The organism is Thermogutta terrifontis (assembly GCF_002277955.1).
In the GTDB taxonomy this organism is placed as follows: Bacteria; Planctomycetota; Planctomycetia; order Pirellulales; family Thermoguttaceae; genus Thermogutta; species Thermogutta terrifontis.
In genome coordinates this window covers 2,352,827-2,373,554 of the sequence record NZ_CP018477.1, presented here as the reverse complement: position 1 = coordinate 2,373,554, position 20,728 = coordinate 2,352,827, and the positions used below count along the sequence as shown (strand labels likewise).

The window sequence follows — 20,728 nt, the reverse complement described above, 5'->3', positions numbered from 1 at the left end:
TTCATCCGGGCCACCGCATTGAAACCAGCTAAAAGGCCAGTTTTTGTTGGATCGCATAGTCGCTCCCATTGCTTTCGCTACTCACGGCAAACCCGCTGAAGCAGTGACCTCGGAAGTATTCTTGACCGGGAGTGGTAGAAGTCCTTGGCGTCTTTGATTTACTGTCCGCCAATGGTTGACGCCTGTGATAGTCACGTGGTATATTGGCCGCTGGTAGAGCATCTCGCACGAATCGCAGCCCAAGTAAGGAGGTTGGGCCGAATGATTCAAACTTTGGGAATCGTCGATGCCTGTTTTCGTACCGACAAGGAACGTCGTCGGTCAGCCGGGCGATTGCAGGGCAAGTCCGTTCTGGAATGGGTCTCGCGTCGCGCCACCGATTGCCAGCAGCTCGACGGTGTCATCGTCGTGACGACGGCCGATCCAGCCAATGAGTTCGTCAAAGACCTCGTTCCGTTAGACGTTCCTGTCTTCGCCGCCGAAGCGGAGGATATTCTGTCGCTGTGGGCAAAGGCACTCGAAGCCTATCCGTGCGAAAAATTTGTGCGATTCGAGACGGTGTGCCCGTTTGTGGATCGGTTCCTGGTGGATCGGCTCGTGAAAGAATCGCGTCGCCTTCCCGAACCGGCCGATTATGTGGGTTACCGAACTCAGGACGGCACACCGGCCATGCTAAGCTCGGCAGTCCTTTATGGTGAACTTGTTCTCACCAAGACTCTCCATCGACTGAATGAAAAACTTCGGAGTGCCGAGGACCGACAGCACCCAACGCGGTATATTTACGCTCATCCGGACCGATTTCGAGTCCACTGGATCCCGGTTCCGGAAAAACTCGACCGCCGCGACATTCGGCTCGTGCTGGTCAACGAGGATGACTGGGAGGTGCACCAGATTATTGTTGATGCCCTCGGCCCGGACTGTGATGGGCATCATATTGCCGGACTCATCGAGGGCTGCCCGTCCTTGCGGCGGCAGATGGAAGCGATCAATCTGGGAGCAGGACGCGAGGGACCTTCTTCTCAACACAATTTAACAGAACCCCATTCGATCCGCCGTCCTCGGTAAATGGGATGACCCGCACGGAGCTCAGTTCGAGGCTGAACCCCCGCTTTCCGTTCCCGAAGGGCTTCTGGGGGGCAACCGCGGTTCGGGCATTGTCTTGTAGTATGAGCGTTCCACGTGGTCCACATACTCGGCCGGCCAGCCCGGGGCTTCGACGTCGGTTAAACGGACATCCACATTCTGATCCGGTGGGATGACCTGTTTTGCCGCCGCCATGACGGCATTGATCCGCGCCTGGTTGACCTCTTCGGTCAATGTCTTCTTGACGTAGATCGTGCGATGCTGGAGAGGTGCCTGGGTCACGATCCACTGCACCTTGCGACGGCCGGCTTCCGTGAGTCTCTGCCCCGACTCGTCAAACAAATGATCACTGATCAGGTTTTGCTTCATCCAGCCATTGGCCACCATGGCGACAAAGGGCAGTCGCACACTTGCGCGGTCTGACGGCACGAAGGTATCCGGCCAGCAGTTGTTTCGTGCCGTGTCCACACCGATGCTATGGAAGAAGCCTCCCCCCGCCCAGAGTGTGTTCGCCATCCCAATCACAAAGCCTGCCGATATAACCAGTTGCCACAAAGTCTTCATGGATCACCTCGCGACGCTTGCAGCCGGAAAGGCTGTCCCAGCCTTTGCCCGGGAGTTGCCTGATTGTTTGGTTGCATCTGACGGCAAAATGACGAAAATGACGGACGTTGTGCGGCTATAGGATGTATCGGCGACTCTGCTCTACAATTCCCACCGAATTCCACGTAAGGGAAGAGTCTCTCGACGCTGTCAAACCCGCGGGAGGCTCCATTGACGGAAGCCGCCCCCGGAAAAGTCATCGCATCTTGTCTCGTTGCACAAATCGGATTCAACTTATCTGCCGGTTTTGCCGATTTTAGGTGATGGATCGATTTCCCGCGCGAGGCTGGGGGATCGCTCCGCGCATGCGTCCAAAGTTGCATGGAGAATCCAGTCATGATTCGGGTTGGGTTCCAACTCGTTCATCCTTTGGGGTTTTTCCTGGTAATCGCGCTGTTTGCCGGGTGTCGAAGTACCTCTCTTTCGGCGAACAACACACGGTCGGGAACCCTTTCCGAGGCCCCTTTGTTCAACCGCACCACCTCCGCTAAGCCGCCGACGGCTCCTTTAGCAACACAGGCTGGTGGAGCAAATGGTGCCAATCCCTCCGGCGAGTTTGACCTTCTCGCGGGGGTCAAAGACGGATTAGAAAAAGTTGGTGAATTACTCACATTCTCCGAGCCGGTCCACCAGGCTCCCGACCCCACGTCGCTGCGCACCAAGGCCAAACCGAGTCCCCGACTTTATGTGGCCATGGCGAGATTGGCGGAAGACGCTCAGCAGCCGGAGAACGCTGAGCAGTACTACCAGAAAGCGCTCCAACTCGATCCCAAATATCTCGACGCCCTATTGGGATTGGGACGCTTGAAAGATCGGCAGGGAAACATGGAGGACGCTCTAAATTACTACTCCAAAGCCGTGAAAGCGCATCCCGATTCCGCACCCGCGTGGAACCACCTGGGGCTCTGCTATGCCCGGCTGGGCCGGTCTCGCGACGCCATCAATGCATTTGAGAAAGCCGTCAATCTCGCCCCTCGGGAACCACGGTATCGGCATAATTTGGCCACCGTGCTCGTACAGATTGGAGATCTGAGCGGGGCGATGAGGCATCTCTCCGCGGTGCATGACGAAGCCACGGCCTGCTACAATCTGGGCTACCTGTTGGCCAAAAAGGGAGACAACGTGGCCGCGTTGCGGTATTTCAACCGGGCCCTGGCCATACGCCCCAATTTTCCTGATGCGATCGCCTGGCGCGATGCGCTCACCAGTCGGCTTAAGACGTCAGCACCCAGCACTGCGAATACCGAGAGAATCGCACCCGATCCATCCAAGATCGGTCAGCGTGTAGATTTCGGTCAGAATCGCAATTTGTCGTCTGAAACCGCCGGCGCGCCCACGATTTCACCCAGCCCTGCTCCTTCGCCATCCCTTGTAGCACCTCTGCCCCCTATCGATGAGGCCCCTGGCCTTTTCACCTCGTCACAGGAACAATCGGCGTCGGCTGTGCAGCCTTTTCCGCCCATCCGCTGAAAACACGACCAGGCACGACCGGCCCTCCTTCAATCACATGCCCGTTGCGTAGTGCATCTGGTTTCGGAGCCTCACCAAAGATGCTCTCTGCCTGCCGGTAGAGAGTTCCCGGCCCGGGACAAGGGCTCGCACTCCCGCCCACGGACGCCATGATTGAGAAATCGCGGTGGAGTCCTCAGCTGTCGAAACCGCGGGTTTTCTATCGATATTGCGCATCAGTCCGCGGCAGAGAGGTGCCGGGGAGTGCGCGCGTCGAGTCCGCCAAAATGAGCGTACTGGAATTCGCACCCGATGAGCAAGTTACGCCAGATGCGGACCGACACGCTGACGTATTCGAACCGAATCTCAGTTTCACAGACGCCTTCGCCGAGGCTTTCCAAGTCCTGGTCTGTTACGGTGTCTAAACCGTTGACAAATCGACAAGTGGGAGAGCACAATCATGGCCAACGACCAACAAACGATTCCATTCTCGGGAGCCCCTCCGATGCGTTACGGTTTCTTGGCCGCGCTGATCGCGTTGTTCCTTTCGGTTCCAACCCCTCTGTGGGGGCAAGTGTGTAACATCAAAGTGGTCACGGATGCCAGTCCGGATTGTCACGACATGGAAAGCTTCCTTCGCAGCGCCACAGGAGCCTGGTCAGCTCCAAAGGATCGCTGCTGGGCGCTTTTCTATTGGGTTCATGTCGGCCGTCGGCAAACCAGTCCGATGGTTTTCCATGGCGTCGAGGTGACCGATCCCATTCGCCAGTTCAATGACTTTGGATACACCATGTGCAGCACTGTGGCCGGAATGAATTGCGCGCTGTGGCACCATCTGGGCTTGCCTGTGCGATTTTGGGACGTCACCCTGCATACCGTCTCCGAGTGCTTTTACGAGGGCCGGTGGCACATGTATGACAATTCCATGTCGGCCCTTTATACGCTCTGCGACCGCCAGACGATCGCAGGCGTGGAGGATTTGGGCGATACCAGAGCGTGTGCGCTTTCGGGCGGCCATAGTGAGATGGGCCATGTTGTGAAGTATCACTGCCTCACTGCTACCAGCGCGAACGGCTTTCTCACAGGTGCTGACTGTGCACGGGATTTGGATCAGGAGGCCCGGTGCTTTCATCCGAATGGTCTTAAGCTCCGCACCTACTACAACAACTGGGACTGGGGGCACCGTTATATCCTCAATTTGCATAAAGGCGAGTCATATACTCGTTATTACTACAACCTGGGTAATTCACGTGAATACTTTGTGCCAAATCGAGGAAAAGATCCAGAGTCAACTAATCCGCGTTATCGCATTCGCGGCAATGGGGTTTGGACATTCAAACCGCTGTTGACTCCCGACGAATTAGCTCGATCGGCCTATTCGATCTCAAATGTCGCAGTATCGCCAAGCGGGATGGTCTGCCCAGTCGAAGCGGGGAAACCAGGGGAAATCGTCTTCAAAATCACGCCAGCAAACATTGCCACGTCGCAGATCATTCGTGCCAGCGCCCGAATGCAAAGTCCTGATGATCACCTCACCATCGCGGTCAGTACCACATCGGGGACCAATTGGCAAACGGTTTATGATAAAGTGGGCCCAGCGGACGAAACCATCGAAAAACTGTTAATTGACGAAGTAAACGGGCAGTATGAAATACTCGTTAAGTTTATACTGCTGGCGAATAAAAATGCTGAAGATGCGGGCGTTTCCGACATTTCGATTGAAACGCGGACAATGCTCAATACAAAAATGCAGCCGCAACTTCGTTTGGGACTTAACACCGTGTTTGTCGACGTGGGAGAACCCACCGATTGCGTCGTCATCTGGCCCGATCTTCAGGGAGACTCCTATCGGCAGTTTATGCTCGAGGAGCAGAATATCGCCACTGAAAAAGAACACGCTGGATGGCGAGGAGTGATGTTTGCCCAGAAACCTCGCACTGAGGCGTTTACGATCTACCGCGTCCAGTGCCCCAGGCCAATTACGAGCCTAATTTATGGCGGCCGGTTTTATAACCGTGTCCCCGGCGGCAGAATATGGTTGAGTCATTCTTTTGACGGAGGGCAAACCTGGCATACCGACTGGACGCTGACCGACACATCTCAACCCTGGGACGTGATCCATTATGCAACTGTGCGGGATGTTCCTGCAGATTCACACGAGGTACTGCTGAAATATTCACTTGAGGCTCCTCAGGCCGGCCCGATGGCATGCAGTATTTACAGCGTTCGCATGGAGGTCCGGCACCAGGCGACAGGTCCTGCCTTCGAGCCCTTTGATGTGTGTTTCACGTGGGAAGAAGTGCAGAGTGATCGCGCTCGCATCACACGGTCCCACCGGCAACGCATCGACCATGTGCCCATGAGATACACGATCGACGTGGGCGGGGTTGACCATCCCATTGTTAAAAGCCTCTCCGTGGAATGTCCCACGAATTCTGGAACGACTCACTACGGCTATTCGGACAACCGCCTCGGGCTGGGGCAGCGTGTCAGTGATGTTTGGCAAGAGTTAGGTCGAAATCTTCTGGTCGGTAAGCCCTACCGAATCAATGTTGAGCCTACCGGGGCTTGGGGTGCAGACGACCCTCAACGCAAGAAACTCACGGATGGTGTGGTCGGGCCGAATTATGCGGGCGGAATATCCATGAAATACGCAGTGGGATTGGATGAGAAGGTCGGCCCTGCGGAGATCACTGTCGACATGCAAGAGCCTCAACAAATCGCTGGGTTTGGGATCCATCTGACGGCCGGGTGGCCATGGTGGGATGCTCTCAAAGGAGAGGTCCGCGATGAGGTGGAGGTCTGGACGTCGCTCGATGGTCAAAACTTTACTCGACAGGGGACATTCAATCTGAATCTGTGGCGTCGGGAGATTCCCATTAATCACATGCTTCCGGATGACGAAACAGCTCAGGGTTGGAATTACATTCTCCCATTGTCATCGCCCGTCACCGCACAGTTTGTTCGCTTCCGCGTCGCCCCGCGGCGTAGTTTGGGCGTGACGGAAGTCCAGGCCTTCGATCGCATCGACATCCGCCCCTTTGATTTGAAAATCCTTTTACCAGATGAATCACCCTGACGCGAAGTCTGGAGCGTACACTGTGGGGGCATCTTACCCCTTAACAGTTGCCACCCGGCGCCCGGGATTAGCTCCTCCTGCAAGTCAAAACAGCTCCATCACACAAGCGGAGTGTACCCAACTGATCGAGTGACCGATCTTCTTCCCGTAACGCCTTTCCGGTAAGATAAAAACTTGACAGCAAGCGAGAAGATCTCGGACTTAGGCTCCTGACAATCCAAAACCATGGAAACTCGGAGGAGCACCCGGGTTGCCATTCTCGCGGCAAAAGTGGATTCAAAATTGGATGAGCGCGTGAGGACTGCAGGTCAATGAAACGAGAACGACGGCAAGAGCTGAAAGAAAACGAACTGGCCGAGCTCATCGGGCGTTGGATGCAAAAAATCGCGCCGTATTCCCAGGCCATTCTTATTGGATTGCTCGCGATCATAGTGCTGTACGTGGGCTGGATTGTCTGGGCAAACTGGGCGCGAGCCGTCGAGCAAAACGCATGGAACGCCCTGTACTCTGCCTTGGAAACAGGCGGTCCGGCGGACCTGGAAGCCGTCGCCGAGCAGTATCCGCGGACCGATGCCGGGCATTGGGCTCGTTTGCTGGCGGCAGATCTTCACCTCCGGTTCGGGTGCCAGGAAATCCTTTCCAACAAGGCGAATGCCGCTCAAGAACTCCGCAAAGCGATCGACGGATATCTCGCCGTGCGGGGGGTGTCTGGGTCTCCGTTTTTCCAGCAAAGGGTACTTTGGGGACTTGCGAGGGCGTACGAAGCCCTGTCCGGAACCCGACAGGGTCAGGGAGAACTGGAAAATGCCATTAAGATCTATCAAGAGTTGGTTGATCGGTGGCCCGACGGTCCCTATGCCGAGCAGGCGCGTCACCGTATTGCATTCCTGAACAAACCAGAAAATCGGCAGTTCTACGACATGTTTGCAGCGTATGAGCCGCCCAAGCCTGCAACCAGCACGGAAGGCACTGGTAGCGTGCTGCCTCCGCCAGTCAGCCCGGGACCGATGGAGGGCACACCACCGACACCACCGGCTCCTGGGGGGGCTGCAGAGTCGAATAGTCCACAATCTCAAAGTCAGCCGCAGCAACCCGCTGCTTTCTCGCAAACCCCTGGCCAGTTGCCCGAGTTGCCCGCTCCGAATGGCGACAAAACCCAGGCCGGGCCTGCTCAGCCATCGGCTGAGGGAACTGCCCCCGCGGCCAATCCACCCCGGCAATCAGACAAATCATCAGAGCCGAAAGCCGAATTGCCAGCCAGTTCAGGTAATGAGGCTTCCAGCAACTCCGGGAAATAATTAAGCGGTGCTCGGGGGCAACCATATGGCCGATGCACGGCTGAGTGACACCCCTGTCGAGCTGACGGTCACCTCTCAGGAAGCAAACTGGCGTCTGGACGCCTTTCTTGTCTATCACTTTCCGGCGTACAGTCGGAGTTTGCTCCGCCAGGTCATCACGGCAGGCGGGGTGACCGTGGACGACAAAGGGGCCAAACCCGCGTATCGATTAAAACCCGGCCAGCGCGTTCGGGTAGTCCTGCCGGAATTACCTCGTCAATGTCCCAAACCGGAGAATATTCCGGTCGAGGTGATTTACGAAGACGATTGGCTGGCGGTTATCAATAAGCCACCTGGAATGGTCGTCCACCCTGCGCGCGGCCACTGGTCGGGAACTCTCGCCAGCGCCATCCAGTACCTCTATGGTGGGAAACTGAGCACCTTGGGAGGTCCAAACCGACCTGGCATCGTCCACCGCCTGGACGCCGACACAAGTGGAGCCATTCTTATCGCCAAACACGACCTGGCCCACGGTAAGCTGGCAGCGCAGTTCGCGGAACGGACGGTGGACAAGACATATCTCGCCCTCGTTTCCGGCGTGCCTGACCGCGATGCCGACTGGATTGATCAGCCGATTGGGGTCCATCCGCGGCAACGCGAAAAAATGGCCATCCGCAGATTCGATCCGGAAGCGCGATCGGCCCAAACACTCTATCGGGTCCTAGAGCGGTTTGACGGTTTCGCGTTGATCTCCGCGCATCCCAAAACGGGGCGCACCCATCAGATTCGGGTACACCTTGCCCATGTGGGTTGTCCGGTTCTGTGTGACCGTCAGTACGGAGGACGGGCGGTTCTCACACGCGGCGAGATCCGGCGAGATCCTTCCGATGAGACCGTTCTACTTTCCCGACAGGCCCTTCACGCCTGGAAATTGGGATTCACCCACCCGGGAACCGGGCAGCGAATGGAGGTGGAAGCACCCCTTCCCCAGGATATCGCACAAGTGCTCGAAGAACTCCGCCGGTATCGGTCTTTGGAGAATATTCAAAGGTGACCGTGCGACAGCGACCAGATGACCGTGGCATCCGCTCACGTTGTTAAACATCAAGCGGATTTATTCACGCCGATCCCAGCATCCCGGCGAAAAGGTCGTTGAATCCCCAGCCGGTCGGATGGCTGATAACCTCTCCCGCCGAAAAACCAACACTTTGCCCTAACTGCTGGCAGTAAATGCGGATCCTATCCAGAATTTCAGGGCGGTGAGCGAATTGAGATTCATAGGCCGCGATCGCGCGGAGCTTCGGTTCCAGGCTGTCACTGATATTGACAACCACCGGATGCCGTCCTGGAGGGACTGTATAACGAAGGGCCAGAAAATAATGCAGATAGAAATCGATGGTATGAGGCGGCAGCCCTTCGAAATACTCTTCCCATTTAGAAAGACGGCTGTAGAACACTGCGGCTTCGGTAATTCGGCCAGCTTGCTCATGATCTGGCGAGGCCATGGGTGTGGATGCACCTAATCCCAGTACCCACCGCGGTTTGAGGACCCGAAACTGGTGCGCCAGCGCAATGCGCGCTTCAAAGCTATCAAACAGCCGGCGATTCGGCAACGATAGGACTACTCGGACCTTAACCTGGAGTTCCTGGGCCGCTCGGGCCGCTTCGGCAAGCCGCTGGTCGGGACTGGGACAGTTCGGCGTTGGCTCGCCATCGGTGAGATCGATAATGCCGACCCTATAGCCCCGCCGACTGAGTGAATGCAAAAACCCTCCACACCCGATCTCCACATCGTCGGGGTGGGCACCTACGGCAATAACGTCAACCGTCTCCTGAGTTGACTGTCGGATATCGTGAATAATACTTGCCTTCTGGATCATTTTGTCATCTCGCTCGGATGCTCTGCTCTCAAGACCCATCACGCCCATCTGCGATCTATGGTCGAAAGTACGAGGGTATTTTTTGAACCTGGCTGAAAACCTTCTCTTGCCCCTTCAGCTCTGCCCGAAACCTCACGCCCTCGCTTCCCTGACTTTGACCGTGGAAACAAGGAAAGTGGGGTTGAGTGCCTGAAACCGCACACGGTCAAACTGGTAGAATCCCCGTGCCAGATTAATCATGAGGACATTCACCACGCGCGAGAGTCGGCGGAGCCTCTGGTGGACATCCACGACGTTTTCCAAACTGCCCATCGTTGCCACCAGGCGTCCCCGCTGTTTCAGTCGCTCAAACGCCAGCTCACATAGCTCGGCAACCTGACGCCCGCTCCCCCCGATGAACACACAATCGGGTGCGGGTAGGTCAGCCAACGCCTCCGGGGCACGCCCCAGAATTGTGACCAAGTTCGTCACACCAAACCGTTTGGCGTTTTCCTCGATCAGGCGAACGTCTTCGGGATCCATTTCGATGGCGTAAACACGTCCGTCCCTGGCAATTTGAGCGGCCTCGATGGCCACGGCACCACTTCCGGCGCCAACGTCCCATACCACACTCGCCAGCCCCACATCAAGTTCCGCCAGGGCAATCGACCGAATCTCTGCGGGAGTTAAGAGGCCGCGCTTGGGTTTTGCCTGTAAGAACGCATCGTCCGGATTTCCAAAAAGCCGTTTTCCCCATAAGCTGAGGGGACGGTCCGGGACGTCAGGTTTCCGAATGAGAATCAACACATTGAGCGGCGAATAGGTGTGCGACGCGATATCCTGCAATTCACCGCAAGTCACACGCTCGTTGGGTGCTCCGAGATTCTCACACACGTAGGCTGTGAAGTAGTCAAGGCCCACATCAAGCAGCTTTTGCGCAATGACGTTGGGCGGGAGTTCTTCGCTGGTGAACAGCCCGACCTTTTCTGCAGAGCGAATTTGATTGAAGATGTCTTCCAAAGAAGTTGTTGACAAATTTGCCAGAAAGGCATCTTCCCAGCTTTCCTTCACCCTGGCAAACGCCATTTGCATCATGCTGACGTGGGGAATGATCTCAAAACGCTCTTTTCCCAGTTTTTCCCAGAGGTACCGAGCCGTTCCGTAAAAGAGGGGGTCACCAACGGCCAGCACCACGATGCGTTTGTCGGAGTTTTCCTCGATCCGCCGGACAATCTCGTCCAGAGCACCGGAGACAGTGAGCATCTGCACCGGTTTCGCAAACTCAACATTCCGCACAAGCTCAAGGCAGTGGGGCTCACCGACAATAACATCCGCAGACCGGATGGTATTTTGGGCATACTCGGTAAGCCCAAGAAATCCGTCTTCACCGATTCCCACGACGTAAATCTTATCATTCTTATCACCGATGCGTTGGCTCATCGCGTTTCTGATCCCTATCCGTTGCTCACCTGTCCACTGTCGCCTGCCGTTGAGCGGCTATTCCAGCGTCCCAGTCCCTGTTGATTCGATTCGTAAGGCCCTTTGGGCTGATTCTACGGGACAGCGTCAACCCACGGTAGTGGTGGCTTTCCTCGGGCCGCTGTTGGCCGTCAACTCTCAATCGTCGTACCGGTCCGGACAATGGCTTCCACACCCCAACCTTCAAGAGCGGACTTCGCCTGCTTGACTTGACAACCTCGATGGGCGATGTTTGACTGGGGATTGCCAAAGTCAGGTTGGAGGTGAACAAAAATCTTTCCGCGCCATCTGTGAGATAGTGACTGGCCGGAGGTCCTGTCTCTGCGGGAACGAGGGATATTTCAATGCCAGAAAAAACACTTGACATTAAGCTGGCGAGAATCAAGGCTGATCGCTCCTGCCGCGATTTTATTCTCGCGGATGCGAAAGATGCGGACATGGCTTTTGGACTGTCCGCTCCCGGCAAAAGCCCGGAACATCATGCTCACGAAGCCCGCTTTCGAACGCTCGACGAATACCGCCAGATCATCCGCGAGATTGTGGCTCAGGGTCTGGTGGACATCATGCTCATGAGCGCCAGCACGAACGAGGTTCTGACAATCCGCGAAAGAATTTTTGACAACAGTCACGTCACTCCCGCCGTACGAGCCAACGACGCCACTGATATTTGGCTGGCGGGGGGTGGCCTGGGCATCTACGATCGCGAACCATCGCGACCTTTTCGTACGGCGACTCTCGACCATATCATGTGCGGCAAGGTCGAATGCACTCCGGAGGAACGCAAATTAGGGGCGGATTTAGGATTGTATTCCGTTACGTTCAACAACGACGTGGAGCTTGATCTGCGAACGCTCGAGGCTTATCGCGAATTCCGACTGGAGGCAGAAAGAAAAGGCTTTCGGCATTTTCTGGAGGTGTTCAGTCCCAACGCGCCCGGTCAAAACGCCCCGCGGGACGTTCCGCGGTTCGTTAACGACCACATCGTGCGAACCCTGGCGGGAGTGACAAGCACAGGCCGTCCTTTATTTCTGAAAATCCCCTACTATGGCCCCGAAGCCATGGAGGCACTGTGCCGCTACGACAGCTCGCTGGTGGTCGGCATCCTGGGTGGTTCAGCAGGCACCACCTACGACGCGTTTCACATGTTGTGGGAGGCCAAAAAGTACGGTGCCCGGGTGGCTCTTTACGGACGGAAGATCAACAACGCGGAAGACCAGTTGACTTTCATCAAGTACCTGCGGCTCATTGCTGATGACGAGATTTTGCCTGCCGAGGCGGTCCGTGCCTACCATGCCGACCTGGAAAAATTAGGCGTGCCACCTCATCGGCCATTGGAGGACGACCTTCAGCTTACCCAGACCTCGCACAGTTATTCTGGACGCGGAGGTAGTACAGGGCGCGATGCTCGGCAACTGAGTACCGATCAGGGCCCCAGTAAGCCACGAGTCACCATCGCCACATGGCGGCAGCCGCCTGACGACCCAGATTTCAGCAAGATGACTCCCCTCGAAAAGGCGCGGTACAATATCGAACGCTGGAAGCGAATACTCGGTTAGGCCTCTGCTGGAATTTCAAACGGCCCCTGAGACCTTCTGGATCCTTACCCCACAAGGTGGTGTTTGAGGAGGCATCCCATGCGACGTGCTTCAATGTGGTTGCTGCTGGTTGGTGCTCTTTTTGTCTTTTTGAGAGAAACAGGGGGGATTGGTCTTGCGCAGGAATCGTCCCGACCAAATGTCCTGCTCATCATCTCCGATGACCAGGCATGGACGGATTATGGTTTCATGGGCCATTCGGTGATACAGACGCCCCATCTGGACAGGCTCGCGCGAGAATCGCTTGTTTACACCCGAGGCTATGTCCCGGATTCACTTTGCCGTCCTTCTCTCGCCACGATCATCACGGGATTGTATCCCCACCAGCACGGGATCACGGGAAATGACCCTACGCTCCCCGACCCGAAGGTCAATCCGATGGCGGGCAGGGCCCGTCCCGAATTTGCCCGGTTTTACGAAACCCTCATGCGACGAATTGAAACGCACCCAACCTTGCCCAGACTCCTCGGTCAAGCTGGGTATATCTCCTTGCAGACAGGAAAGTGGTGGGAAGGTGCCTACACCCGTGGGGGATTCACGGAAGGTATGACGCACGGGGATCCCAAGCGGGGAGGGCGACACGGGGATGCCGGGCTTGCGATCGGCCGAGAGGGGTTAGAGCCCATCTTCGACTTTATTCAAAGAGCCAAAAAGGCGGGGAAGCCGTTCTTCGTCTGGTATGCCCCGATGATGCCTCATTCTCCTCACACTCCACCGGAGAAGTACCTCCAGAAGTACCAGCGCCCCGACCTGACCCCAGCGCAATCCCGCTATTACGCCATGTGTGAGTGGTTCGATCAAACATGCGGCGATCTCATAGCGTTCCTTGAAAAAGAAAAGCTCAGAGAATCGACGCTTATCATTTACCTGGCAGACAACGGGTGGATTCAGGATCCGAATCGGCCCAATCAGTTTGCACCGCGTTCCAAACGGTCGCCGTACGACGGCGGGATTCGCACTCCCATCATGGTGTCCTGGCCGGGGAAGATCACGCCTCTGCGCGATGATGAGAATTTGGCAAGCAGTATCGATATTGCACCCACCGTGTTGACGGCGTGTGGCCTTCCGGTCCCGGCCAATCTTCCAGGTATCAATCTCTTGAATCGCGAGGCGGTACAGCAACGGCGGGCGATCTTTGGTGAAATCTACGAGCACAACGTGGCCGACGTGGATCACCCGACCAAGAGCCTGTCGTTCCGATGGATTATTCACGAAAACTGGAAGCTGATCGTGCCCGCCGACCAGAATGGCAAACCGGAACTGTACGACGTTGTGGCTGATCCACTTGAAACTCGGGACCTCGCGAGTGCGCATCCCGAACTGGTCAAGAAGCTCATGGAAGAGCTCGATCACTGGTGGTCCGGGAAAGAATAGAACCTCGCGGAACAGGCCGGTTCCGAGGGCAGAACGGCGCGGAATATTCGCGGGTGCTTCACCGCTCTACCTATGTCAGGCTCTGTGCTAATTCCTTCCAACGTCTCGGAAGGAGATAATGCCACCAGCTAGACAGGGTGTCGGACCATTCGCTATTGGCAGACACCTACCTAGCCACGGAAAAGTGGTGGACAGTCAGTTCGTGGTATGTTCCGCCCGGTCGGAGCACCGTGGATGGAAATTGCGGCCGATTAGGCGAGTCAGGAAAGTGCTGAGTTTCCAGACACACGGCACCGAATTTGGGATAGGTTCGACCGTGCGCGCCCAGGCGGCCGTTCAGGCCGTTGGCTGTATACACCTGAACGCCCGGCTGCGTGGTGAACACCTCCATCACACGGCCCGTTTTCGGATCCTCAAGCCGAGCACAGAACGAGAGCTCGCCCGGCCGGGACTTATTGAGGACAAAACAGTGATCATAACCCCCGCCCGTTTTTTCGATATCCCGCCCAATCGGTTTGGGCTGACGAAAGTCGAAGGGCGTTCCCTCAACAGGGGCCATTTCACCCAGGGGGATCAACGTGTCATCGACGGGCAAATATCGATCCGCGTTGATCTGCAGAATGTGATCCAAAATAGTCCCCACGCCTGCTCCCGCAAGATTCCAATAAGCGTGATTCGTCAGGTTCACAACCGTGGGCTTGTCAGTCGTCGCGAAGTACTCCATCTCCAAACGGTTGTCTGGAGTGATTCGATAGATGACCGTAGCAGTTAAGGTCCCAGGATAGTTTTCTTCCCCATCAGGACTGACATAGGTGAACTTCACGCCAACAAATCCGTCTCCCTGAACCGGCTCATGCTGCCATAGTCGTTGATGAAATCCCACACGGCCTCCGTGTAAATGATTGGGACCGTTATTCGTCGCCAACTGGTACACGACACCATCCAATTCAAATCGCCCTTTCGCAATTCTGTTCGCGTAGCGCCCACACACGGAACCGAAGCACGGGTGCCCCCTGAGGTAATCCTCAAGTGTCTCCAGATAAAGAGTCACGTTTTCCCGTTTGCCTTCACGGTCCGGGTATTCCACTGCCGTGAGTGTAGCCCCCAGGGACATCGCCCGCACGGTCAGTCCCCGTCCATTCTCCAGTTGATACAGGTAAACTTCCTGACCCTCAGGCGTTTTTCCAAAAACTTCTCTTGTCACTTTCATCGCTGAACTCTCACTCGCAAAACCGGAGCACGACCCCAACGCAAGCCACACAACCGATACCAGCACGCCCCCAAACCGAATGGGTGAATCTTTCTCGCATTGCCCCCGATTACGCCTCGCCCTGTGAAATGTTTCCCGCAACATGGTTCGACCCCTCCACAACCATTAAGAATGGGAAGAAGCGACTACTTTTCCGACGCCTTCACCGATGCGACATCGGTTTTTTCACGTTTCTCAACCAGCCGCTTGGCTTCCCGTGCCAGAATATAGTCTTCCCGCGAGTGGATCACAAGAATCCTGCCGGACGAACTGGCAGCCGAGATTTCGGCATCGGGAGTGGCGTGGGCATTGCGCTCTGGGTCCAACTCCAGCCCCAAACACTCCAGACCACGACAAATGTCCGCCCGGAGTTCCCTCGCATTTTCCCCGATACCCCCGGTAAACACGAGGGCATCCACTCCGCCCATCGTGACCGCGAGCGCTCCCAGCATTGCTCGCACCCGATAGGCATACATTTCCAGTGCCAACTTGGCCCGCGGATTACCGGCCTTTGCTGCCTCATACACCTGCCGATAATCGCCAGAAACCCCGGAAACTCCAAGTAATCCCGAACGTTTGTGAAGGATTTCCTCCACTTCCTCGACTGTAAGCCCGTAGTGCTTCTGGACGTACGTGATGATCCCCGGGTCCACAGTACCGGAGCGGGTTCCCATCATAAAGCCTTCCAGCGGCGTGAATCCCATCGTATTGGTCACCGCTTTACCACCTTGAATAGCACTCGCCGAGGAACCCTGTCCAAGATGGCACGTGATGAGCCTGAGACTTGTTAAATCACGGTCGAGCATTTCGGCAGCCCGCTCGCATGCGTACCGGTGGCTTGTGCCGTGATATCCGAATCGCCGAATCCCCCACTCTGTGTACCACTCATACGGAACCGGATACAGATAGGCCGCCGGCGGAATATCGGCAAAAAAACCTGTATCAAACACCCCGGTCTGCACAGCCCAGGGGAATAAGGATTCAGCCGCCTCGATCGCTTCAAGGCCAGCGGGGATGTGGAGGGGAGCCAAGGGCCGAAAACTGCGGATGATTTTTTTGACCTCTTCGTCAATCACCACAGGCTCGCGGAGCGTCTCGCCACCGTGAATTAAGCGGTGCCCCACGGCACAGATTTCTGTGTTGGACTCGATGACCCCTGCGTTTTTCAGAGAATCCAAAGCGGAGAGCAGGCCCTCTCGGTAACTGGTTGCGGGAACCCTTGTCTTCGAGACTCCATCATGATATTGGAGGCTAATTTCCGCCGACCCCGCACCCACCCCAAAGTCCACCAAACCCTGCGCGATACAATTGAGATCGTTCCAGGTGTACAGGGCGAGCTTGATACTGCTTGAACCTGCGTTGATGACGAGGATTTTCATGGATACTGCCACTCCCGCCGGCCAATTATTCGCCTCGTCCCCGGCGACGTTGCGTCACGACTTCCCCGCCACGAGAGCTGCCACAGCCTGTTTCAGGTTCTCTCTCGTCACCCGACTGTATTCGATATCCAGCCACACAATCTTGCCCGAGCTATCCAGGAGGTAAAGGGCAGGGGGAGCGTGCGTTGCAAATTGGCCGTAATATTTGCCGTCGCGGTCAATGAGCACGGGAAACTCGGCCTGGGCATCCTTCACCACCGCCGCAAGCTGCCCCTTGTCGTCCCCCACATGAATCGCGACCACCGAAATCCCGGAACTGCCGCTCACCTTCGCAATGTCCTCTTGAAGATCAGCTAGCAGATTCGACGCCAGCAGTCTTTTTCTCTGGCTCTCACCTGCAGAGAAGAAAACCAAGACAGTGCCCTTGCTTCCCAACAATTGTTTCACGTCGGTTTCCTGACTCTCGAGATTGGGAAGTGCTGCCAAAGCGGCCCCGTCACCCACAAACAGTTTGCACTGCGCCCGATCGACTTCAGCCATCACAACCGGAGGAATTTTCGGTTCTGTTTTGGGCGCCGGTTCGGTCACCGGGGATGGAGGCGTCGCCGGTTGCTCGGTTTCCGTTGAAGGTTGACCCGCGGCTGATGGATTGGAAACAGATTGCGACGTGACTTGCGGCTGCCCCGAGACCTTCGCCTTCTCCTGAGAAACCGGTCGCGGACATCCGAGAGACACCAGCAGGCCAAGCCCCAGAACCATGGAGGCGATGGAAATAAGTTCTGTCCTCCGGTGCCATTGACATCTCATTGCTTACCTCCTGCTCTCAACGAAAATGCCACACCTGACGCTGTGCGTGGGCCAGGCCGCCGTCTCTCAGCCTGCCTTCAAGCCTATGATATCTTACTCATTTCTCGATTTTTATCCCCAGCTCTTTCAGTTGCTTCGGATCAACCTCGCTCGGGGCACCCGTCATCAAATCGACAGCCCGCTGAGTCTTGGGGAAAGCAATACAATCCCGGATCGAATCCACGCCTGCAAAAATCGCCACAAGTCTGTCCACTCCTAGTGCGATTCCCCCATGGGGAGGCGCACCATACTGGAGCGCCTCCAGAAGAAATCCAAACCGATCCTTTGCCCGTGCTTCGTCAATTCCCAGAATTTCGAACACCTCCTGCTGGAGCTCCGGATTGTGAATACGGATCGTCCCGCCGCCCACTTCAGTCCCGTTCAGCACAAGGTCGTAGGCCTGTGCTCGGCAGCGGCCGGGATCGCTCTTAAGAAACTCTCGGTCCTGTGGTCGTGGAGACGTGAACGGATGGTGCATCGCCGTCCAGCCGCCATCTTCCTGATCGATGGCAAACATCGGGAACTCCACAATCCACGAAAGGTGCATGTCACGGGGATCGTAAAGTCCAAGCTCGGCGCCAAATCTTTTTCGCAAACCGTAAAGGGCCTTGCAGGTGACATCAAACGTGTCAGCCACAAACAGGAGCAAGTCCCCCGCACGCGCCTTCATCTTTTCCCCAATCGCTTTTAAATGCGATTCAGAAAAATTCTTGGCAACCGTTGAATTAAGGACGTTTCCTTCTTCCACTCGAAACCACACGAGGCCTTTCGCTCCAAAATCCTGCTTCACCCACTCCGTCATTTCATCGATATGTTTTCGGGAATAACGCGTCGCGCCACCGGGCACAACCAATCCGCGCACCCGCTGACCGGTCTCGGCAGCCTCCCGAAAGACACGAAAATCGCACTCGCGGGCAATATCCGTGATATCTGTTAACTCCATGCCAAAACGAAGATCGGGAGCGTCGTGCCCGAATCGCTCCATGGCCTCGTCATAGGTCATGCGGGGGAGGGGAAGCGCGAGTTCCTTCCCAAGAATCTCTTTGAACAGACGAGCCATCAAGCCTTCCACCACCGTCATGACATCATTGGCATCCACAAAGGACATTTCAAGGTCCAACTGCGTGAACTCCGGCTGCCGATCCGCACGCAGGTCTTCGTCGCGAAAACACCGGGCAATCTGCACGTACCGGTCGTATCCGGCCACCATCAAAATCTGTTTATATAGTTGTGGAGATTGGGGTAGTGCGTAAAAGGTACCTTTCTGAATCCGGCTGGGCACCAGATAATCCCGGGCTCCTTCCGGCGTGCTTCGCCCCAGCATCGGAGTTTCCACCTCGATGAACCCCAACTCGTCGAAATAATCTCGCATAATCTTGACCATCCGATGCCGCAACATGAGAATCTGCTGCATCATCGGTCGACGAAGATCCAAGTACCGGTATCGCAACCGAATTTCCTCGCCGGGCAGATCCGGGGCGCTGGGAAGAAACGGAGGCGTCACCGCCCGATTGAGAACCTCGCATTCCTCTGCCCGAACTTCTATTTCACCTGTGGCTAACTTCGGATTCTCCGTTCCCTCGGGCCTGCGTTCCACAATTCCCGTCACCCGGATCACGTACTCCGGACGCAGCGATCTGGCGAGTTGATGGAGTTCCTCTCCCGCATCGCAGGAAAAAACGATCTGCGTCTTGCCGTAGCGATCGCGAAGATCAACAAAGAGAACCCCTTTGTGGTCCCGATATGTATCCACCCAACCGCAAAGGGTAACGCGCTGACCGACGTGCTGAAGACGAAGTTCTCCGCAAGTGTGTGTTCTCAGCAAAGCTTCGACTCCTTTTCCGCAAAACAGACGCCCTTGGAGGCCATCCATCCCCGCTCTGAGGGGAGTCTATCGCCAACCGATCAATGGAGTGGTAACCGGCTTTTGAGCGTTGTGTGCACCACGGGTCCTTCTGAGCGACAAACACAAACTTTTTATTTTAACCCAGCGTCGTTTGTTTCATAGGCAGACTGATTCCGGCAGGCCAACCACGGAGATTCGCAAGGGGATGTGCGATAAGTCCTGTCCCATAGCCTCGCGGGTGCAGCGCAGACCCTGATGAACCTACCCATCCCGACCTTTTTTTTGCAGGCGCAATGCATGAATTGTTCCCACCACATATCGAACCTTTGCCTTCTCACAGGCCCATGCAAAAAGTGCGGACGGGTCAGCCATCAAGATGCTTGACAGGGACCGGAACAGGCTTATATTAGCTGCCGTCTCGCCATGTCGGTGGCTGCCTGCCACCGCAACGCGAGAGAATACTCATCGGCTTCCACGGCCGCACGCGATGCGGACCGGTGTCACTCACCCGAAATTCGCGAGTGACCAGCGAGGAAGAACCTTGATGCCGTTGCAGCAACGTGATAACAATTCCGACAATGCCAATCCCGTATCTAGAGGAAGTATGCCCATGGAAGACATCCACTCCGTTCAGCCGGTTTTTGAGCTCCAGTCCCCGCAACCTTCAGCGGTCGTGCCGTTATCAGGGGTCACCGTGGTCGTGTACAAGACGGCAGAAGAGATGGGCCGCGCCTCGGCAATTCGACTGGCACGGGAACAATTCCGACTTGTCGAAGAGCAAGGCAAGGCCAGCTTCATCATCATGGCGGCCCCTTCGGCCTTTGCATTCTATCGCGCCTATGTGCAACTGGCCGAAATGTCTCCCCAGCTTCAACGGGCATGCTCCCGCACGCATTACTTTCAGTTCGATGATTACCCGCTCCCGGCCCACCATCCCGCTTCGTTCCGGTATCTGCTCTTGAAGCATTTCTTCATACCCTTGGCATCATATTGCGACCCCGGTCGGGTTCATCTTTTTGATGCTGACTCCGAGGATACGGACGCCGCAGCCCGTCGCTACCAGGAGTTGCTTCTGACTCACGGGTTGGACCTTCAAATCATGGGGATTGGGGAAAATGGCCATTGGGGATTCCACGAGCCCGGAATCCCAGTCGATACGCCACCGCAGTTCATGAAAGTAGCGCTGACCGCGGAAAATGTGGACCAGCAAATGCGGGACCATCCGCACATTTTCACCAAACCTGAGGATGTTCCCAGGTCTGCCTACACATGCAGCGTTTCCATGTTTCTCACAACGCGACACGTCATCGAGGGAAACGTTCCGCAGGGCAGCAAGGCCTTTGCCCTCCTCGCTGCCTTTGGGTCGGATGTCGTTCACGAAGCTGTCCCCGCGAGTGCTCTCAAGCGGTTTGGAAAAGGTGTCGTCCGCACAACGGAGGCCGCCGCCTGGGCTCTCCTTGAATATCGCAACAAGCATATTGTCACCCGCGACGCCTTGGTCAAACTGGCGGAAAGCCTTCGGGGCCCGCAATCCAGCGACGTATCCGCCATCATTTCGCGGATATGCAGTGTCTTTGACACAATGAAGATTAGTTACGAACGTTAACAGA

At 56.1% G+C, this 20,728-nt stretch carries 15 protein-coding genes; 8 read left to right on the top strand and 7 right to left on the bottom strand.

Annotated features, from left to right (window positions below):
- Positions 1 to 261 precede the first annotated feature (261 nt).
- The gene (locus THTE_RS08835) at positions 262 to 1,065 is read left to right on the top strand and encodes a cytidylyltransferase domain-containing protein (RefSeq protein ID WP_095415090.1); all 804 of its coding nucleotides are present in this window, start codon (positions 262 to 264) and stop codon (positions 1,063 to 1,065) included.
- 21 nt (positions 1,066 to 1,086) lie between these two features.
- Here the strand turns inward: THTE_RS08835 and THTE_RS08830 are convergent, their stop codons facing one another.
- Entirely contained in the window at positions 1,087 to 1,647 is a 561-nt protein-coding gene (locus tag THTE_RS08830) for a hypothetical protein (RefSeq protein WP_095415089.1), read from the bottom strand.
- 375 nt (positions 1,648 to 2,022) lie between these two features.
- Between THTE_RS08830 and THTE_RS08825 the strand changes: the two genes are divergently transcribed.
- The 4 genes from THTE_RS08825 to THTE_RS08810 all read left to right on the top strand — a co-directional run bounded on the left by THTE_RS08825 (position 2,023) and on the right by THTE_RS08810 (position 8,545).
- Entirely contained in the window at positions 2,023 to 3,156 is a 1,134-nt protein-coding gene (locus tag THTE_RS08825; protein WP_168175819.1) for a tetratricopeptide repeat protein, read from the top strand.
- Between the two features lie 439 nt (positions 3,157 to 3,595).
- Positions 3,596 to 6,214, top strand: coding sequence for a discoidin domain-containing protein (locus THTE_RS08820; protein WP_095415087.1), 2,619 nt, complete (start codon positions 3,596 to 3,598; stop codon positions 6,212 to 6,214).
- Between the two features lie 311 nt (positions 6,215 to 6,525).
- Positions 6,526 to 7,512, top strand: coding sequence for a hypothetical protein (locus THTE_RS08815; RefSeq protein ID WP_095415086.1), 987 nt, complete (start codon positions 6,526 to 6,528; stop codon positions 7,510 to 7,512).
- Positions 7,513 to 7,537: 25 nt separating this feature from the next.
- Positions 7,538 to 8,545 (top strand): RluA family pseudouridine synthase, encoded by a 1,008-nt coding sequence (locus THTE_RS08810; protein ID WP_095415085.1) that lies wholly within the window; start codon positions 7,538 to 7,540, stop codon positions 8,543 to 8,545.
- A 64-nt stretch (positions 8,546 to 8,609) separates the two neighbouring features.
- On the opposite strand, the gene THTE_RS08805 is transcribed toward THTE_RS08810, so the two are convergent.
- Both THTE_RS08805 and cbiE read right to left on the bottom strand, forming a co-directional pair.
- Positions 8,610 to 9,371, bottom strand: a complete 762-nt coding sequence (locus THTE_RS08805; RefSeq protein WP_095415084.1) for a PIG-L family deacetylase — start codon at positions 9,369 to 9,371, stop codon at positions 8,610 to 8,612.
- Between the two features lie 132 nt (positions 9,372 to 9,503).
- Positions 9,504 to 10,790, bottom strand: coding sequence for a precorrin-6y C5,15-methyltransferase (decarboxylating) subunit CbiE (cbiE, locus tag THTE_RS08800; protein WP_095415083.1), 1,287 nt, complete (start codon positions 10,788 to 10,790; stop codon positions 9,504 to 9,506).
- A 383-nt stretch (positions 10,791 to 11,173) separates the two neighbouring features.
- Between cbiE and THTE_RS08795 the strand changes: the two genes are divergently transcribed.
- Positions 11,174 to 12,385, top strand: coding sequence for a beta/alpha barrel domain-containing protein (locus THTE_RS08795; protein WP_095415082.1), 1,212 nt, complete (start codon positions 11,174 to 11,176; stop codon positions 12,383 to 12,385).
- Between the two features lie 78 nt (positions 12,386 to 12,463).
- Positions 12,464 to 13,798 (top strand): sulfatase family protein, encoded by a 1,335-nt coding sequence (locus tag THTE_RS08790; RefSeq protein WP_237260241.1) that lies wholly within the window; start codon positions 12,464 to 12,466, stop codon positions 13,796 to 13,798.
- 166 nt (positions 13,799 to 13,964) lie between these two features.
- On the opposite strand, the gene THTE_RS08785 is transcribed toward THTE_RS08790, so the two are convergent.
- The 4 genes from THTE_RS08785 to aspS all read right to left on the bottom strand — a co-directional run bounded on the left by THTE_RS08785 (position 13,965) and on the right by aspS (position 19,097).
- A complete protein-coding gene (locus THTE_RS08785; RefSeq protein ID WP_207651815.1) occupies positions 13,965 to 15,008 on the bottom strand; it encodes an aldose epimerase family protein in 1,044 nt (347 codons plus the stop codon).
- A 185-nt stretch (positions 15,009 to 15,193) separates the two neighbouring features.
- Positions 15,194 to 16,426 carry an acetate/propionate family kinase gene (locus tag THTE_RS08780; RefSeq protein ID WP_095415079.1) on the bottom strand — a complete coding sequence of 411 codons (1,233 nt, stop codon included), beginning with the start codon at positions 16,424 to 16,426 and terminating at the stop codon, positions 15,194 to 15,196.
- 54 nt (positions 16,427 to 16,480) lie between these two features.
- A complete protein-coding gene (locus THTE_RS08775) occupies positions 16,481 to 17,233 on the bottom strand; it encodes a redoxin domain-containing protein (RefSeq protein WP_095415078.1) in 753 nt (250 codons plus the stop codon).
- Between the two features lie 97 nt (positions 17,234 to 17,330).
- The gene (gene aspS / locus THTE_RS08770) at positions 17,331 to 19,097 is read right to left on the bottom strand and encodes an aspartate--tRNA ligase (RefSeq protein ID WP_095415077.1); all 1,767 of its coding nucleotides are present in this window, start codon (positions 19,095 to 19,097) and stop codon (positions 17,331 to 17,333) included.
- A 631-nt stretch (positions 19,098 to 19,728) separates the two neighbouring features.
- Between aspS and THTE_RS08765 the strand changes: the two genes are divergently transcribed.
- The gene (locus THTE_RS08765; protein WP_157731966.1) at positions 19,729 to 20,724 is read left to right on the top strand and encodes a 6-phosphogluconolactonase; all 996 of its coding nucleotides are present in this window, start codon (positions 19,729 to 19,731) and stop codon (positions 20,722 to 20,724) included.
- Positions 20,725 to 20,728 lie beyond the last annotated feature (4 nt).

Excerpts from the sequence above, each read along its gene's own strand:
- THTE_RS08835 (WP_095415090.1), top strand. The coding sequence starts at position 262 with ATGATTCAAACTTTGGGAATCGTCGATGCCTGTTTTCGTACCGACAAG.
- THTE_RS08830 (WP_095415089.1), bottom strand. The coding sequence starts at position 1,647 with ATGAAGACTTTGTGGCAACTGGTTATATCGGCAGGCTTTGTGATTGGG.
- THTE_RS08825 (WP_168175819.1), top strand. The coding sequence starts at position 2,023 with ATGATTCGGGTTGGGTTCCAACTCGTTCATCCTTTGGGGTTTTTCCTG.
- THTE_RS08820 (WP_095415087.1), top strand. The coding sequence starts at position 3,596 with ATGGCCAACGACCAACAAACGATTCCATTCTCGGGAGCCCCTCCGATG.
- THTE_RS08815 (WP_095415086.1), top strand. The coding sequence starts at position 6,526 with ATGAAACGAGAACGACGGCAAGAGCTGAAAGAAAACGAACTGGCCGAG.
- THTE_RS08810 (WP_095415085.1), top strand. The coding sequence starts at position 7,538 with ATGGCCGATGCACGGCTGAGTGACACCCCTGTCGAGCTGACGGTCACC.
- THTE_RS08805 (WP_095415084.1), bottom strand. The coding sequence starts at position 9,371 with ATGATCCAGAAGGCAAGTATTATTCACGATATCCGACAGTCAACTCAG.
- cbiE (WP_095415083.1), bottom strand. The coding sequence starts at position 10,790 with ATGAGCCAACGCATCGGTGATAAGAATGATAAGATTTACGTCGTGGGA.
- THTE_RS08795 (WP_095415082.1), top strand. The coding sequence starts at position 11,174 with ATGCCAGAAAAAACACTTGACATTAAGCTGGCGAGAATCAAGGCTGAT.
- THTE_RS08790 (WP_237260241.1), top strand. The coding sequence starts at position 12,464 with ATGCGACGTGCTTCAATGTGGTTGCTGCTGGTTGGTGCTCTTTTTGTC.
- THTE_RS08785 (WP_207651815.1), bottom strand. The coding sequence starts at position 15,008 with ATGAAAGTGACAAGAGAAGTTTTTGGAAAAACGCCTGAGGGTCAGGAA.
- THTE_RS08780 (WP_095415079.1), bottom strand. The coding sequence starts at position 16,426 with ATGAAAATCCTCGTCATCAACGCAGGTTCAAGCAGTATCAAGCTCGCC.
- THTE_RS08775 (WP_095415078.1), bottom strand. The coding sequence starts at position 17,233 with ATGAGATGTCAATGGCACCGGAGGACAGAACTTATTTCCATCGCCTCC.
- THTE_RS08765 (WP_157731966.1), top strand. The coding sequence starts at position 19,729 with ATGGAAGACATCCACTCCGTTCAGCCGGTTTTTGAGCTCCAGTCCCCG.